A 14,842-nucleotide genomic window follows, 5' to 3' on the forward strand; every position below is an offset into this window, starting at 1 on the left:
TCATGAATGATCCTGAGGTCATTGCCAAAAGGCAGCAGGCGCTGGCGCGCATGGAGGCAGCGGAATGAACCGCTGGCACTCATAGTCTCAAAGCTAAAGCCGAAGGGGTGTCCTTCACCCGCCCCCGCTCCTCCCTCGCAACCCGGCCCAGCCGGTCGGATCGGGGGCTGCCGTCAGCGCCAGCGGAGATGCTGAGTGTCGCATTTCTAACTGGCTGGCGACGTCGCGCATCTAACCAGCTTTGACAGAGCCTGTAGCCGCCCCGGTTTGCGCGCGGCCTATGGCCCACGCTGTTATGCAGCCTTCGTGATCCATCCGGACGGCACGCGATTGAGGTTCGTTGTGTGCCCCGAGGCGATCGTCAGACGATCCTGCCGCGCGCAACAACCGGCCAGACGGCTGAAATCTCGCTGTGTTCAACGATGTTCACCGCATCGACCAGATTGGTGACGACGCAGGCGTGATTGGGCACGATGCGCAGCCGGTCGCCGACCTTCAGGTCGATCGGGCCTTCGCTGACGAGGCGGCCGTGTTCTTCCGAGAGTTGGTCGATGGTAATGTCGTTGCGGCCGAGCACATGGCCATAACCCGTCAGGCCGAGCAGGTCGGACGTCAGCGCCTTTGAGCCTGCGTCGATGATGGCGCGATTGGCAGCCGGGACGGAAACGACGGTGGCAAGCACGGTGAGCGCACAATCGTCCCATGTGCAGGCGCCGCGTGCGACCAGCGAGCGGTCGTTATAGACATAGGTTCCCGGCCGGTATTCGGTGGTGACCGGTGCCTTGGCCGCCTCCATCATCGACGGAGTGCCGCCTGACGTGATTACCGGAACCTTGATGCCGGCTGCTTCGATGAACGCCTTGGCGCGGGTCATGAAGGATTCGACAGTGGTCGCGCCGTTTGCCGGTGGATAGGTCATCAGGCCGCCGAAGACGAGACCGGGCGCCTTGGCGATCCGTTGCGCGAGTTCGGCCGCGGCTTGCGGGGTCGGCACGCCGCAGCGGTCGGCACCTGTGTTGCATTCCACCAGAACCCGCAGGGGTGCCGGCTCCGACGCGAAAGCGCGCGAGAGGCCGTCGATGACGGTTTCATTGTCGGCGACGACACTCAGCGTCACCTTTCGGGCAAGAGCAGCCAGATGCTCGAGCTTCTCGGCGCCGAGAATATTGTAGGTGATGAGAACGTCCCGGATTTCAGGGCTGCCGGCAATCATGGCCTCGGCTTCGGACACCTTCTGGCAGGTGACGCCGACGGCCCCTGCCCTCAGCTGCATCTCGGCCACCGCCGGCAGCTTGTGCGTCTTGATATGCGGGCGAACCTTCAATCCATGTGCGTCGGCATAGGTCTGGAAACGCTGGATATTGCGCCGCGCGATGTCGAGATCGATCAAAACGGCTGGAGTGCTCACGGTCTGAAGCGTCGATAAGGCCTTGCTCATGGGGTCTCCGAAAAAATCTGCTGCAATTTCAGGCGGAAGCCATGCTGCGTGCCTGTCGTTCAGATACCTACCCGGCAAATTCCCGGCAGTCCATGCATCTCGGCGTCGATTGCGTCCATCTGGTATGCTGGGCGCTTCATTGCCGAGGTCCGGCAGGCAAAGACCGGCGGCTAATCCAAGAATTGCAAACGCGCGAAAATGACAAGGTCAGCCTTCCCGCCCCTGCGCCTGCCGCCATTGCCGGGGTGACAGACCTGTCCGGGTCAGGAAGAAGCGGGAGAAATAGGCGGGATCGGAAAAGCCGAGCCTAAAGCCGATTTCCTGTACCGGGGCCTGTGTGAAAAGCAGTTCGCGCTGCGCTTCGTCGATCAGCTTGCCATTGATCAGCGCCTGGGTGCTGTGGCCGGTGAGCTGCTTGACGATGCGGTTGAGATGGGTCGGGGAAACACCAAGTTCAATCGCGTAGAACGACGCCGGCTTGTGGGAGCGGAAATGCTGGTGGATCAGTCCGTTCAGCCTGTTCAACCGCCGCTGGTTTTCCGTCGCTTCCCCGTCTTCGTCACCCTGACCTGCGGCGGATGCACGTGCCGTTAGCCGAAGTGCGGATGTCAGGTAGGCCTCGCAAAGGTCCGCTGGCCCCGTTCGCCGGGCAGCGGCTTCTGCAGCAAGGCGATGCAGCGTATCGGCGATGTAGCGGCTGTCGGCATGCTCCGCCAGCAGCGCCGTCAGGCGTGGAACGCCGAGCCAGGCGCCAAGCCGGCTGTGACCGGCCGGCATGGTTTTCAGGTGCGATGTCAGCACCGTGAAGACATAACCATCGATATCCTTCGAAAACCGGAAGCCGTGACGGGAAAGAGGCGGCACGGTGATGACCGCCGGCGCGGCAATCGCATGCACAGTATCGCCAAAGACCGCATCGCCTGATCCGGCCTCGATGTACAGGATCTGAAAGAATTGCTCATGGCGATGCAGGCCGATCTCAAAGTGATGCAGGCGGCTGCGCGACGAGATTGTTTCGCAATGCAACCAGAATCCGGCAGAATCGCCGGTCTTTTCGCCGTATAAGTCATAGGTTGGGATGGTGCGCATTGTTGTCCCGCAAATATCCTGAATGTTCGATTTGTGCAATTTCTTGACCTCAATGTCCATTGAGACGGTAACGCGCCGGTGTCACACTCCAACGGCACCATTTCGGGAGGAAGAGATGCGCACGCAGGTCGTCATTATCGGTTCAGGTCCATCCGGATTGCTGCTTGGACAATTGCTGGCGAAAGCCGGCATCGAGGCTGTCATTCTGGATCGTGCCGGCAAGGACTATATTCTCGGCCGTGTCCGTGCGGGCGTCCTTGAAAGCGGTACAGTGGGGCTGATGGACGAGGCTGGAGCCGGTGGACGGATGCATGCCGAAGGGTTGCCGCATGGCGGTTTTTCGCTTGCCTTCGACGGCCGCGACCACCGTATCGACCTTGCGGATCTGACCGGCGGCAAGGGCGTCATGGTCTATGGCCAGACCGAGCTGACGCGTGACCTGATGCAGCATCGCGAGGCCATCGGTGCCGCGACGATCTATGATGCTGCCAATGTCTGCCCGCACGATTTTGACGGCCGGTCGCCCTATGTCACCTACGAGACGGCGGGGGTAAGCCATCGCATCGATTGCGATTTCATTGCCGGTTGCGACGGTTTTCACGGTGTCAGCCGCAAGACTGTGCCGGAAAGATCGATCACCACATTCGAAAAGGTCTATCCGTTCGGCTGGCTCGGCCTGCTCGCCGACGTGCCGCCGGTCAATCACGAACTGATCTATGCCAACCATCCGCGCGGTTTCGCGCTCTGCTCGATGCGCTCGCAAAGCCGCAGCCGCTACTATCTGCAATGCCCGCTGGACGAGAAGGTCGAGGACTGGAGCGACGAGCGGTTCTGGGACGAGCTCCGCCGGCGCCTGCCCGCCCACCATGCCGAAGCGCTGATCGCCGGCCCATCCTTCGAAAAATCGATCGCGCCGCTGCGCTCCTTCGTGGCGGAGCCGATGCGGTTTGGCAATCTCTTCCTCGTTGGCGATGCCGCGCATATCGTACCGCCGACAGGGGCCAAGGGGCTGAATCTCGCGGCCAGCGATGTCCATTATCTCTATGCGGGTCTCTGCGAATATTATCAGGACCGCTCGCCTGCCGGCATTGACGCCTATTCCGCCCGTGCCCTTTCCCGCGTCTGGAAAGCCGTCCGCTTCTCCTGGTGGATGACGACGATGTTGCACCGTTTTCCGGACACCGGTGCCTTCGACCAGAAGATCCAGGAAGCGGAGCTGGATTATCTCACCCATTCCCGCGCGGCAGCGACGGTGCTGGCGGAGAATTATGTGGGGTTGGCGTACTGAGGGGTGAGCGGTTGATCGCGCCCGTCGATCATGAAGTCTTCGCTGAACCCGCGAGCGATCGCAGCTTTCAGATTGCTCCACGGCGCTTGTGCGGCATGAGTGGATGTGGAGACGCCTTTCTCTTCACACCTTGGAATATCTGAAGTCGCCGCGTCACGACAGTCTGTCGGAGACGGAGTTTTTACGTCTGCCATGATGCCCTCTTCCGTTCGCTCCTGTGCGATATCATAGAAGTGCAGATTGTCGGCGGCAACGCTGGCCGCCACCGATGTCCTCATGCGCGTTCCAGCGCGATCGCGATGCCCTGCCCGACGCCGATGCACATGGTCGAGAGCGAATAGCGGCCGCCGGTCAGCTTCAGCTCGCGCGCCGCCGTACCGGTGATGCGGGCGCCGGACATGCCGAGCGGGTGGCCGAGGGCGATGGCACCGCCATTGCGGTTGACGCGCGGATCGTCGTCGGCAATGCCCAACTCGCGCAGGACGGCAAGGCCCTGGCTTGCAAAGGCTTCATTGAGCTCGATCACGTCGAACTGGTCCTGTGTCATGCCAAGACGTGCCATCAGCTTTTGCGATGCGGGCACAGGGCCGATGCCCATGATGCGCGGCGGCACGCCGGCGGCAGCGCCGCCCATGATGCGGGCAATCGGCGTCAGGCCGTGTTTCTTCACGCCGGCTTCGGAGGCAATGATCAGGGCCGCGGCGCCATCATTGACGCCGGAGGCATTGCCCGCGGTGACGGTGCCGCCGTCCTTCCTGAACGGCGTGCCAAGCTTGGCGAGCGTCTCGATCGTCGTTGCGCGTGGATGTTCATCCCGGCCGACGACGACCGGATCGCCCTTGCGCTGCGGGATGCTCACGGGCGTGATTTCCTGGCCCAACCGTCCATTTTCCTGGGCAGCGGCGGCCTTGTTCTGCGAGCGGACCGCAAAGGCATCCTGATCCTGACGGCTGACCTTGTAGTCTTCGGCGACGTTCTCGCCGGTTTCCGGCATGGAATCGACGCCATACTGCTTTTTCATCATCGGATTGATGAAGCGCCAGCCGATCGTCGTATCGTGGATTTCAGCGGCACGGGAAAAGGCGCTTTCGGCTTTCGGCATGACGAACGGCGCGCGCGACATGCTTTCGACGCCACCGGCAATCATCAGTTCCGCCTCACCGGCGCGAATGGCGCGGGCGGCCGCAATGACGGCATCCATGCCGGAGCCACAGAGCCGGTTGATCGTCGTGCCGGAAACCTCGAGCGGCAGGCCAGCGAGCAGGAGCGACATGCGCGCGACGTTGCGATTATCCTCGCCCGCCTGGTTGGCGCAACCGAAAATGACGTCATCGACCGCCTGCCAATCGACGTTGGCGTTGCGCTGCATCAGCGCCTTGAGCGGGATGGCCCCGAGATCGTCGGCGCGGACGGAGGACAGCGCACCGCCGAAACGGCCGATCGGCGTGCGGATATAGTCGCAGATATAGGCCTCGGTCATCATGCGGCTTCCTTGCTGCCCTGATGGGCCTTCTTGGTGCGCGCATTGATGTCGCGCAGGGTCTGAAGCTCGGTGTCCGTTGGAACCGGTGTGCCGATCACCGTTTGCGCAAACTTGATCGGCCAGCCGCAATTCTCGACGATCTGCTCGCGCGTCACGCCTTGATGGATGGAGACGACGGTCAGTTCCTTGGTGGCAGGATCCGGCTCAAGGATGCACAGGTCGGTGATGACGCGCGTCGGCCCCTTGGTCTTCATGCCGAGACGTTCGCGGTGGTTGCCGCCTTCGCCATGCCCCATCGAGGTGATGAAGTTGAGCTTGTCGACGAAGCCGCGCTTGGACAGCGCCATGGTAATGAAGATCTGGCCGCAATTGCTGGCGATCTCCGGTGCGCCGCCGCCGCCGGGCAGGCGAACTTTCGGATGCTCATAAGGGCCGACGACGGTGGTGTTGAGGTTGGCGAACCGGTCAATCTGGGCGCCACCGAGGAAGCCGGTGGTGATGCGGCCGCCCTGCAGCCAATAGCGGAACATTTCCGGCACCGAGACGGTGAAAAGTGCTGTGTCGCACAGTTCACCGTCGCCGATCGACAGCGGCAACACATCCGGCCTGGTGCCGACCGTGCCGCTTTCGTAGATCAGGGTGATATCCGGCGCATGGGTCAGCCGGGCGACGTTGCAGGCAGCCGACGGCGCGCCGATGCCGACGAAGCAGACATCGTCATTGGTAAGTGCGCGGGAGGCTGCGATGGTCATCATTTCGGTGGGGGTGAAATTGCTCATCGTGCTCTCCTCACGCAGCCTTCTTCGCATGCCTGGCAAAATCTTCCGGCCCGGCCTTCATGATGTTTTCCTCGATCCAGGCCTGGAACGTATCGCGGTCGCGGGCGATCTCGTCCCAGGCGATGTAGAAGGCGTTGGAGCGCGGATAATAGCCTTGAGCATAGGACGGAAAGGCGCCGCCGGGCACCTCGACGACCGCAGTCACCGCCCATGAGGGCAGGACGACGGAGTTCGGCGACGGCGGGTTGAGCTCGTCGACGATTTCCTCGACCGTAACGATCGAGCGCCTGGCCCCGAGCACAGCTTCCTTCTGCACGCCGAGAATACCTTCGATGAGCACATTGCCCTTTCGATCAGCACGCAGCGCATGAATGATCGTCACGTCCGGGCGGATTGCGGGAACGGCGGCCAGTACCTCGCCGGTGAAGGGGCACGTGACCTGCCTGATGTTCGGGTTCACCTTGGTGAGATCGGCGCCGATATAACCGCGCAGCATGGCAAACGGCAGGTTTGCGGCACCCGCCTCATAGGCATTGGCCATCGCAGCGTGCGAATGTTCCTCGATCTCCAGCGGCCGCGGCCACTGGTTTTCGACGGCATCCCGGAAGCGGTGCAGCGAACCGACGCCCGGATTGCCGCCCCAGGAGAATTTCATGCCGCGCGCAGCACCCGCCCCGATCAGCTGATCATAGAGGATATCCGGCGTCATGCGGATGAGAAACAGATCCTTCTTGCCCTGCCGGATCACTTCGTGGCCGGCGGCATAGGGGATGAGGTGGGTGAACCCCTCCATGGCAACGGTATCGCCGTCGTTCACGTTTTCGGAAATGGCTTCCGCCAGCGAAGTCAATCGCGCCAAGGCATTCTCCTCCAGATCTGTTTCCACGTTTGATCGGCGCAATAAGCGCTCGATTCCGCGCGTCGTCAAATAATTCGTGCGTTATTTGATATTTGTTCGTATAACGCACACAATGGAGTCGATGTGGGATTGGAATCATGCGGGAATCGGATTTTGTCAGCGGCTTTGCACGCGGCCTGAAAGTCATTGAAGCCTTCGGAGAAACGCGGCCAAAGCTTACCATCGCCGAGGCGGCCAAGCTGACGGAGCTCGACCGCGCGACGGTCAGGCGCTGCCTTTTGACACTCGCCGATCTCGGTTATGCCGATTATGACGGCAAGTTCTTCGCGCTGACGCCGAAGGTGTTGCGGCTCGGCCATGCCTATCTGTCGGCGACACCGCTGCCGCTGATGATCCAGCCCTATCTCGACCAGCTCTCGGAAAAGGCGGGGCAAAGCGCGTCGGCTTCCGTTCTGGATGGGACGGAGGTGGTCTACATCGCCCGCGCCTCGCAAAAGCGCGTGATGTCGATCAACCTCTCGCCCGGCTCGCGCCTGCCGGCCTATTGCGCCTCGATGGGCCGGGTTCTGCTGGCCGCGTTGCCGGAGGCCGAGGCACGCAGCATTCTGGATCGCTCCGAGCTCAAGGCCAATACGCCGCTGACGAAGATCGACCCGAACGTGTTGATGGAGGAACTCCGCCGCGTGCGTGACCAGGGCTATGCCGTTATCGATCAGGAGCTGGAGCTCGGGCTCTGCTCCATTGCGGTCCAGGTCGAGAACGACCGCGGCCGCGTCGTTGCAGCGATCAACATCGGTGCTCCTGCTGCCCATGTGCCCGCCGCCGAGATGGTGGCGCGCTACCTGCCTTTGCTGAAGGAGACGCAAAGGGCACTGCGGCTGGTCTTGCGTTGAGCCATATTGGCACGGCTCGCCGTTGGCATCCCTCGTGCCTGATCTAGACATGGCAAACTCGCCGCTGCCTATAGAGGCAGCAGCGAACTTACCGCTGAAGGACAGGGCGGGCGAATTTACGCCGCAGGCGTTGGCTCACCGAGCGACAGCATCAGCCGGTTCGCCCAGTTGAAGAAAGCCGCGCCGTGGATCGCGTCGGCGATTTCGAGATCGTCGAGGCCTTCCGACCGCAGGCGTTCGATGTCGGTCTCGCCGAACGTGGAAGGAGTTTCCGTCAGCGCGACCGAGACCTTGGCAACCGCATTCCAGCGGGCGCTGCCGAGATCGGCGTCCGTACCTTCATCGAGCAGCCTTTGCACATCGCCGGTGCGCTTGGAATGATGCGAGGCGAAGCGGGAGTGAACCGACGCGCAGAAGATGCAGCCGTTGAAACGCGATGCGGAGGCGGCAGAAAGCTCGCGCTCCGCCCGCGGCAGGCCTGTCTTGGTGTTGTAGAAAATGTCCTTGTCGGTCTTGGTGCGCGCTTCCAGAATTTCCGGATCGCGGGCAAGCAGCATGAAATAAGGCGATTTCGAGCGTGACGCATCGACAAGCCCCGCCCAGTGCCGGTCGGTGAGGTCTTCTTCTGCCAGTGGCTGCAGCCAGGGCGTCCAGCCGATCTCGGCTTGAGTAAAGGCGTTCGGGCGACGTTCGATGGTGGGATGGATGACGGTCTCGGTCATAGGCTGTTTCCTTATTCGGCTGCCGTTGCGGATGCGAGAGCGCCCTCGCCCGCTTCGGAAAGTGCGGTAAGACCGGCCGCCACGCGGATCTGGAAGGCCAGGAAGGCGACGATCTGCGACAGGGTGACGATCGCCGTCGTCGTCCATCCGGCATCGAGCAATGTCTGCAAAGCCGCAGGGTTTGCTTCGCGCGGCCGGTAGACCAGAAGATGACTGTGTTCCAAAGCTGCCGACAGCTTGCCCCCGAGGGCAGCGCGCCCGGATTCCGACACGGTGAAGGCCGGTCCCGGCTTGTCTTCGCCGGACAGTGGCCCGGACGGGTATTTTCCATAAGGCCCGCGCGTTCGCCCGGCCTCGATTTCGCTTTTCACGGCGGCGATCAGCGAGGTGCTGCCGCCGATGCCGGCGGCCCCTCCTGCATAGAACTCCTCGGCGGCATCCGCGCCGTGCAGGCCAGCAACGAAGGCCGCGACGAGTAGGCGTTCTACCCGCGTGACATCGCCGTCCTGCGCCGGTTCGAACAGTGCGAGATAGCTTTTCTGGGCATTGGCACGTGTCTCGGGGCGCTCGGCGCGAATGCGATCGACGAACGATCCGGGGCGGATATCCGCCAGACGGTCGATGACGTCAGGTGTCGGTACAGTCATGGTCGTTGCCTTTCTTTAAAAAGTGGAACTCATGCGGTTGCGGCCAGCCGGCGCTGTTGCTGCACCGGCGCTTGCCCGGCCCAGCCGAGCGCTGGCGCGACCACGGTGGCGGTCAGTTCCAGGGAGCGCAGGATAAGCTCGTGCGGCGGGTCCACCGAGTGAACCTGGAAGACGAGATCGGTGACACGCGACAATGCGGTATCGGCCTTGAGCGACGCGACGACGTCGTCAGGTGTTCCCACATGCACATCGAAGGCCTTGATGAGGTCGGCTGTTGTCGTCCCCGTTATCGTGTGGCCGCTGGCGATGAAACGCTCGACGATGCGGCGCAGGCCGCGTTCGGCAAAGTGCAGCGCTTCCTTGCGGTCATCGGCGACGAAAAGGCTTCTCGAGCCAAGGATGCGTGGTGTCCTGCCTTTCGGAAGATTGGCGAAATAGGCATCGAGGATCGGGTTCTGCAGGTCCCAAAGTGCGGCTTGCGGCGCCTCCGGCGGGCGCGGCTGCGTGCGCGACAGCATCAGGCCGTCGCCGTCGCGTCCGGCGCGTTCGCCGCCGCCAACGGAAAAGGTCGCCTGCCAGATATGGTCCAGCAAGTGCGGCGCTGTCGGATAAAGCCGGTTGCCGCCGACCAGCTCCCGGCCGGCCCAGGCATCGCGCACCGTCGCAAGGCTCTTGGCATAGACGGATCCCCGCTCAGTGCTTTCCAGTCCGAACGGCAGGAACGCCTGTGGCGTGCCGCCGGTGCCGAAACCGATTTCCAGCCGGCCATTCGACAGGATGTCGAGCACCGCCGTATCTTCTGCAACCCGAACCGCGGTTTCCATCGGCAAGGTGATCACCCCGGTGCCGAGCCGGATGCGCGAGGTCCGCGCCGCAAGCTCGGCGAGGAAAATCAGCGGTGCGGGAAGCCCGCCTTCGTCCGCATCGAAATGGTGCTGTGCCACCCAGGCGCTGTCGAAGCCGAGCTTTTCGGCATGAATGATCTGCTCGGCAACCAGGCGATAGCGGGTGGCCGCATCGCCATGATCGAGAACGCGGCTGAAAAAGCCGAGCCGCTTGGGCTGGACTGGATGTGTCATCGGATGTTTCCTGAATTCGTCGAGGTTGGCTGCCTGGCAAGCAGTGTCTTGCCGGGAATGGCGTCGATCAGTTCCCGGGTGTAGGGGCTTTGCGGATGGTCGAAGACATCTTCGACGGCACCGCTTTCCACGATCTTTCCGCTGTTGAGGACACTGACGGTGTCCGATATCTGGCGCACCACCGCGAGGTCGTGCGAAACGAAGAGATAGGTGAGCCCAAGGTCGCGCTGCAGCTGATCCAGCAAGGACAGGATCTGCGCCTGCACGGTGACATCGAGCGCCGACACGGCTTCGTCGAGAATGAGGATCTGCGGATCGAGAACCAGGGCGCGGGCGATGGCGACGCGCTGACGCTGGCCGCCGGAAAGCGCATGCGGCCGGCGCTGCAGCACGTCGAGCGGCAACCCGACCTTCTCGATGGTGCCGGCGACGATCCCGGCGCGCTTGGCCCGCGCTATCGGCTCGAAATTCAACAGCGGTTCTTCAACGATCCCGGCGATCGTCTGGCGCGGATCGAGCGAGCCGAAGGGGTTTTGATAGACGAGCTGGATTTTCTTGCGCAGCAGCCTCAACGTTTCACGCGGTGGCGCGGAAAGATCGAGACCATCGACGATCACCTTGCCGGCGGTGGGTTTTTGGAAGGCTGCAACAGTCCGGATCGTTGTCGTCTTGCCGGAACCGGACTCGCCGACCAGCGCATGCGTGGTGCCGCGCCGGACACGGAAGGACACATCGTCGAGGGCGCGAAGACCCTTGCCCTTGCCGCCAAGGCCGAAATCCTGGACCAGCCCTTCAACGATGATGATGTCGTCGGCGGTTTCTTCCCGTGCGGCTTTTGCGGCGGCCGCGACGCGGCGGGGGCGGACATTGAGAGAAGGAGCATCGGCGAGCAGCCGCTGCGTATAGGCACTCTGCGGATTGGCCAGAATATCAGCGGTCAGGCCCTGTTCCTGGATCCGCCCCTGCTTCAGCACGATCAGCTTGTCGGAGCGGTCGGCAGCGACGCCGAGATCGTGGGTGACCAGCAGGACGGCGGTGCCGTATTCCCGGCGAAGCTCGTCGATCAGGTCGAGGATGTGCTTCTGCACCGTGACATCCAGTGCGCTGGTCGGCTCGTCGGCGATGATCAGCGATGGCTTGAGCGCGATGGCGATGGCGATCAGCACCCGCTGCTTCATGCCCCCGGACAGTTCATGTGGATATTGGGTTGCCCTGAGCGCCGGCTGGTTGAGGCCAACGCGTTCGAGCAGTTCGATCGCGCGGGCATCGGCAACGGCGCCGGAGGCCCTGCCATGGATGACAAGGATTTCCGCGACCTGCCTGCCGATCGTCTTGACCGGATTGAGCGAATTTCCCGGATCCTGCGGAACGAGGCTGATCACCGATCCGCGTATGCCATCGAGCCGTTTCTGCGGCCAGCCGGCAATCTCCTGCCGGTTCAGCCGGATGCTGCCGCCTTCAAGGCGGCCATCTTCCGGAAGCAGTCCGATGATGGCTTGCGCCGTCGAGCTTTTGCCGGAGCCGGACTCGCCGACAAGGGCCACCACTTCGCCGGCGTTGACGGTGAAATCGACACCATGAACAGCGGTTCGCGCGCCGTTGTGGTCACGATAGGAAATCGTCAGGCCGGACACGTCCAGAACCGGAGATGGGAGAACGGTGCCTTCCAGCCGGCCGAGAGGGGAAATCGTCATCGCTGCGCCTTTCCGATTGCCTGGCTGACCCGATTGACCGAGAGGACCACCAGCACCACCACGATGCCGGGGGCGGCCGTCAGCCACCATGCCGTCGCGATGTAGTTGCGGCCTTCCGCGATCAGCAGTCCCCATTCCGGCGTTGGCGGCGGCGCGCCGTATCCGAGGAAGCCGAGGGTGGAGAGCTGGAGGATGGCGGAACCGACCTGAAGTGCTGTGAAGGCAATCACCGATGTGAGCGAGTTCGGCAGGACATGGCGCCAGAGAACCTTGAAAAACGTGCCGCCGCTGCCGAAGGCCGCCTCGACATATTCGCTGCGCCGGACGCTGACGACTTCCGAGCGGACGAGGCGCGCAAAGCTGGCAATCGAGGTGAATCCAACAGCGATGGCGGCGTTGACCGTGCCGAAACCGAGCAGGATGATGATGCTGAGCGACAAAAGCAGCGCCGGTATCGAGAGAAGGACATCGACAATACGCATGATGATTTCATCGACCCAGCCGCCGGTCGAACCGGCAATCACGCCGAGCGTTGTGCCGACGAAAAGCCCGATCACCACGGCAGCGACCGCGCCTGAGAGCGAATGGACCGCGCCGTAGACGAGGCGGGCATAGAGATCGCGGCCGAGCGCATCCGTTCCGAGGAGATGCAGCGCGCTTGGTGCCTTCAACTGCTGGCCCGGCAAGCCCTGCACCGGGTCGTAGGATGTGAACAGGTTGGGGGCGACGGCCCAGAGCAGTGCGATTGCCAGGGTAACGCAGGCAAGGATGAGACCCGGCTGGATACGGACCGCGTAGCGGTTTGTTTTGGCGCTTGGCTTCGCCGTGCTGCCGGACGCAGGCAGGGGAGAAATCCAGTCGAGCGGACTTGAACTGTCGATATTGCGATGCCGTTCGGTGGTATCGAGAGTGGTCATGACACGCCCCCAAGTCTTGTTTTCAGCCGTGGATCCAGCACCGGATAGAGCAGATCGACAGCGAGATTGATGGTGACGAAGGCGGCAGCCGAGATCACCACGATAGCCTGCAGCACCGCGACATCCTGGAAATTGACCGCCTGTTCCGTCAGGCTGCCGATGCCGTTGAGACCGAACACCGTTTCGGTGATGACCGCGCCTGCCAAAAGTTCGCCAAACAGGACACCGGCGACCGTCAGCACGGGCAGGAAAGCGTTCTTGGCGACATGCCGCCACAGAACAAAGACGTGCGAGGCGCCTTTGGCGCGCGCGACGGAGACGAAGGGCCGCGTCAGCACCTCGTCGATGTTGCGCAGAAGGATTTGCGCCATCGGCGCAGAGATCGGTACCGCGATGGTGAAAACAGGCAGGATCAGGCCTTCCCACTCCCCCGGATTGATCACCGGTACGAGCCGGAGCCGGAAGGAGAAGATCTGGATCAGCATGATGCCGAGCCAGAAGGTCGGTATCGAAACGAAGAGCGACGGCAGCGACAGGATGAACGAGCGCAGACGTGTAAAGCCGGAAAGATTGGACAGGACCGCGATGATGACCGCAAGCAGGACCGCCGCGGCAAAGGCAAGCCCGGCAAGCCGGATTGTCGATGGCAGGTTGGCCGCCAGCTGGGCGCTGACCGCAACCCCGGCCTGCAGCGAATAGCCGAAATCACCGGTAACGAAATTGCCGATCGTGTGGAGATACTGCAAAACGACCGAACCATCGGCATCGTAGGCGGCGCGGATATCGGCGATCTGTTCGGCGCTCAGTCCGTATTCCGGATTCTGGAATTTGATCAGCACCGCGTCGCCGGGCATCGCCTGCAGCAATACGAAGGAAATCGTAAACGCTGCCCAAAGGACGAGCAGCGCCTGGCCCACCCGCGAGATTATATATCTTGCCATTCGCTATCCACCTTGTCGTTGCAACTGGCCCGGCCTCAGGCCGGGCCAGTCCGGAGCCGTCAGTGTTCGGCAAGCCAGGTGCTGTAGAAGCGCGGGCGGCCGACAGCTTCGAAATCGACGCCCTGCAGATAGGGTGCGCCGGCGTAGGCCTGCGGCTCTTCGAAGATCGGGATCGCATAGGCCTGGTCGAGCACGTAGTTCTGCACCTCGCCGGCAATCAACAGCCGTTTTTCGCGATTGGGCTCCGAGGAAAGCGCTTCCAGCAAGCCGTTCAGCTTGTTGTCGACGAAGGATTTCACCTTGTCGCTCGGGCCGCCCTTCTGGCGCAGCACGTCGCGGTTTTTCGGATAATACTGGCTCTTGATGACGTCCGGATCAGCGCGTCCGACCATGGCCGGTGAGACCGGGGTCTTTGCCGGGTCGAGATCATCCACGGTCCTGCTTCCGGCATCGCCAGCCAGGACATTCAGCGTGACGCCGAGCTTGGCCCATTGTTGCGAAACGAGCTGGAGGGTCGCCTTGTTTTGCGGCTGCGGCGGCGATTCATACGCCGTCAGGACGAGCTGCTGGCCATCCTTTGCACGGATACCGTTCGTGCCCGGCGTCCAGCCGGCATCGTCCAGCAATTTTGTCGCCTTTTCCGGATCATAGGCAAGCTTGGACGACAGGTCGACATAACCCTGTGCCGTCGAAGCAACGATCGACTTGGCCTGTGGATAATTAGCCGAGAACAGCGTCGAGATGATTTCCTGCGCGTTGGTGCCATGCAGCAGCGCCTGGCGAACCCGGACGTCGGCAACCAGCGGATTGTCCGGACGGAAGACGACGCTGTTGTTGACGCCGCGCGTCGGAGCCGCATAGATCTTGTAGCCCTGATCTTCGACCTGCGCCTCGTCATAGGCCTGCACCTGGCGGATGAAGTCGGCCTGCCCGGACAAAAGCGCGCCGATACGGACGYTGTCCTCGCCGGTGATCACGTATTTAATGCCGTCGAGATAGGCGCGGCCCTGGTG

The 14,842-nt window shown here is 62.5% G+C and carries 15 protein-coding genes; 2 read left to right on the forward strand and 13 right to left on the reverse strand.

Annotated features, from left to right (window positions below):
- Window positions 1–361: 361 nt before the first annotated feature.
- A complete protein-coding gene (locus AC1D17_RS24610) occupies window positions 362–1,438 on the reverse strand; it encodes a D-TA family PLP-dependent enzyme (protein WP_477567912.1) in 1,077 nt (358 codons plus the stop codon).
- Between the two features lie 207 nt (window positions 1,439–1,645).
- Window positions 1,646–2,527: a helix-turn-helix domain-containing protein gene (locus AC1D17_RS24615; RefSeq protein WP_477567913.1), complete on the reverse strand. Its 882-nt coding sequence runs from the start codon at window positions 2,525–2,527 to the stop codon at window positions 1,646–1,648.
- A gap of 115 nt (window positions 2,528–2,642) precedes the next feature.
- On the opposite strand from AC1D17_RS24615, the gene pobA reads away from it, so the two are divergent.
- Complete coding sequence (pobA, locus tag AC1D17_RS24620; RefSeq protein ID WP_477567914.1) at window positions 2,643–3,815, forward strand: 4-hydroxybenzoate 3-monooxygenase; 1,173 nt, start codon at window positions 2,643–2,645, stop codon at window positions 3,813–3,815.
- Here the strand turns inward: pobA and AC1D17_RS24625 are convergent.
- The 4 genes from AC1D17_RS24625 to AC1D17_RS24640 are packed head-to-tail and all read right to left on the reverse strand — an operon-like array spanning window position 3,794 to window position 6,936.
- Window positions 3,794–4,093, reverse strand: coding sequence for a hypothetical protein (locus tag AC1D17_RS24625; RefSeq protein WP_477567915.1), 300 nt, complete (start codon window positions 4,091–4,093; stop codon window positions 3,794–3,796). The genes pobA and AC1D17_RS24625 overlap by 22 nt on opposite strands.
- Window positions 4,090–5,295: a 3-oxoadipyl-CoA thiolase gene (pcaF, locus tag AC1D17_RS24630; RefSeq protein ID WP_477567916.1), complete on the reverse strand. Its 1,206-nt coding sequence runs from the start codon at window positions 5,293–5,295 to the stop codon at window positions 4,090–4,092. The genes AC1D17_RS24625 and pcaF overlap by 4 nt, the downstream gene beginning before the upstream one ends.
- Window positions 5,295–6,077: a CoA-transferase subunit beta gene (locus AC1D17_RS24635; protein WP_477567917.1), complete on the reverse strand. Its 783-nt coding sequence runs from the start codon at window positions 6,075–6,077 to the stop codon at window positions 5,295–5,297. The genes pcaF and AC1D17_RS24635 overlap by 1 nt, the downstream gene beginning before the upstream one ends.
- Before the next feature lie 10 nt (window positions 6,078–6,087).
- The gene (locus tag AC1D17_RS24640; protein WP_477567918.1) at window positions 6,088–6,936 is read right to left on the reverse strand and encodes a CoA transferase subunit A; all 849 of its coding nucleotides are present in this window, start codon (window positions 6,934–6,936) and stop codon (window positions 6,088–6,090) included.
- 137 nt (window positions 6,937–7,073) lie between these two features.
- On the opposite strand from AC1D17_RS24640, the gene AC1D17_RS24645 reads away from it, so the two are divergent.
- Window positions 7,074–7,829 carry an IclR family transcriptional regulator gene (locus tag AC1D17_RS24645; protein WP_477567919.1) on the forward strand — a complete coding sequence of 252 codons (756 nt, stop codon included), beginning with the start codon at window positions 7,074–7,076 and terminating at the stop codon, window positions 7,827–7,829.
- Window positions 7,830–7,945: 116 nt separating this feature from the next.
- Here the strand turns inward: AC1D17_RS24645 and AC1D17_RS24650 are convergent, their stop codons facing one another.
- From AC1D17_RS24650 to AC1D17_RS24680, 7 genes are all read right to left on the reverse strand, one after another.
- On the reverse strand, window positions 7,946–8,551 hold the full coding sequence (locus tag AC1D17_RS24650; protein WP_477567920.1) for an alkylhydroperoxidase domain protein: 606 nt from the start codon (window positions 8,549–8,551) through the stop codon (window positions 7,946–7,948).
- An 11-nt stretch (window positions 8,552–8,562) separates the two neighbouring features.
- On the reverse strand, window positions 8,563–9,198 hold the full coding sequence (locus AC1D17_RS24655) for a CMD domain protein (protein ID WP_477567921.1): 636 nt from the start codon (window positions 9,196–9,198) through the stop codon (window positions 8,563–8,565).
- 29 nt (window positions 9,199–9,227) lie between these two features.
- Window positions 9,228–10,277, reverse strand: a complete 1,050-nt coding sequence (locus AC1D17_RS24660; RefSeq protein ID WP_477567922.1) for a putative FMN-dependent luciferase-like monooxygenase — start codon at window positions 10,275–10,277, stop codon at window positions 9,228–9,230.
- Window positions 10,274–11,971: a dipeptide ABC transporter ATP-binding protein gene (locus AC1D17_RS24665; protein ID WP_477567923.1), complete on the reverse strand. Its 1,698-nt coding sequence runs from the start codon at window positions 11,969–11,971 to the stop codon at window positions 10,274–10,276. The genes AC1D17_RS24660 and AC1D17_RS24665 overlap by 4 nt, the downstream gene beginning before the upstream one ends.
- Window positions 11,968–12,888 (reverse strand): ABC transporter permease, encoded by a 921-nt coding sequence (locus AC1D17_RS24670; RefSeq protein WP_477567924.1) that lies wholly within the window; start codon window positions 12,886–12,888, stop codon window positions 11,968–11,970. Before AC1D17_RS24670 ends, AC1D17_RS24665 begins: the two co-directional genes overlap by 4 nt.
- A complete protein-coding gene (locus AC1D17_RS24675) occupies window positions 12,885–13,829 on the reverse strand; it encodes an ABC transporter permease (RefSeq protein WP_477567925.1) in 945 nt (314 codons plus the stop codon). The genes AC1D17_RS24670 and AC1D17_RS24675 overlap by 4 nt, the downstream gene beginning before the upstream one ends.
- 59 nt (window positions 13,830–13,888) lie before the next feature.
- Window positions 13,889–14,842: TIGR04028 family ABC transporter substrate-binding protein (locus tag AC1D17_RS24680; protein WP_477567926.1), on the reverse strand; the 954-nt coding region annotated here is incomplete at its 5' end.

The organism is Pararhizobium sp. P1_E7 (genome assembly GCF_056405855.1).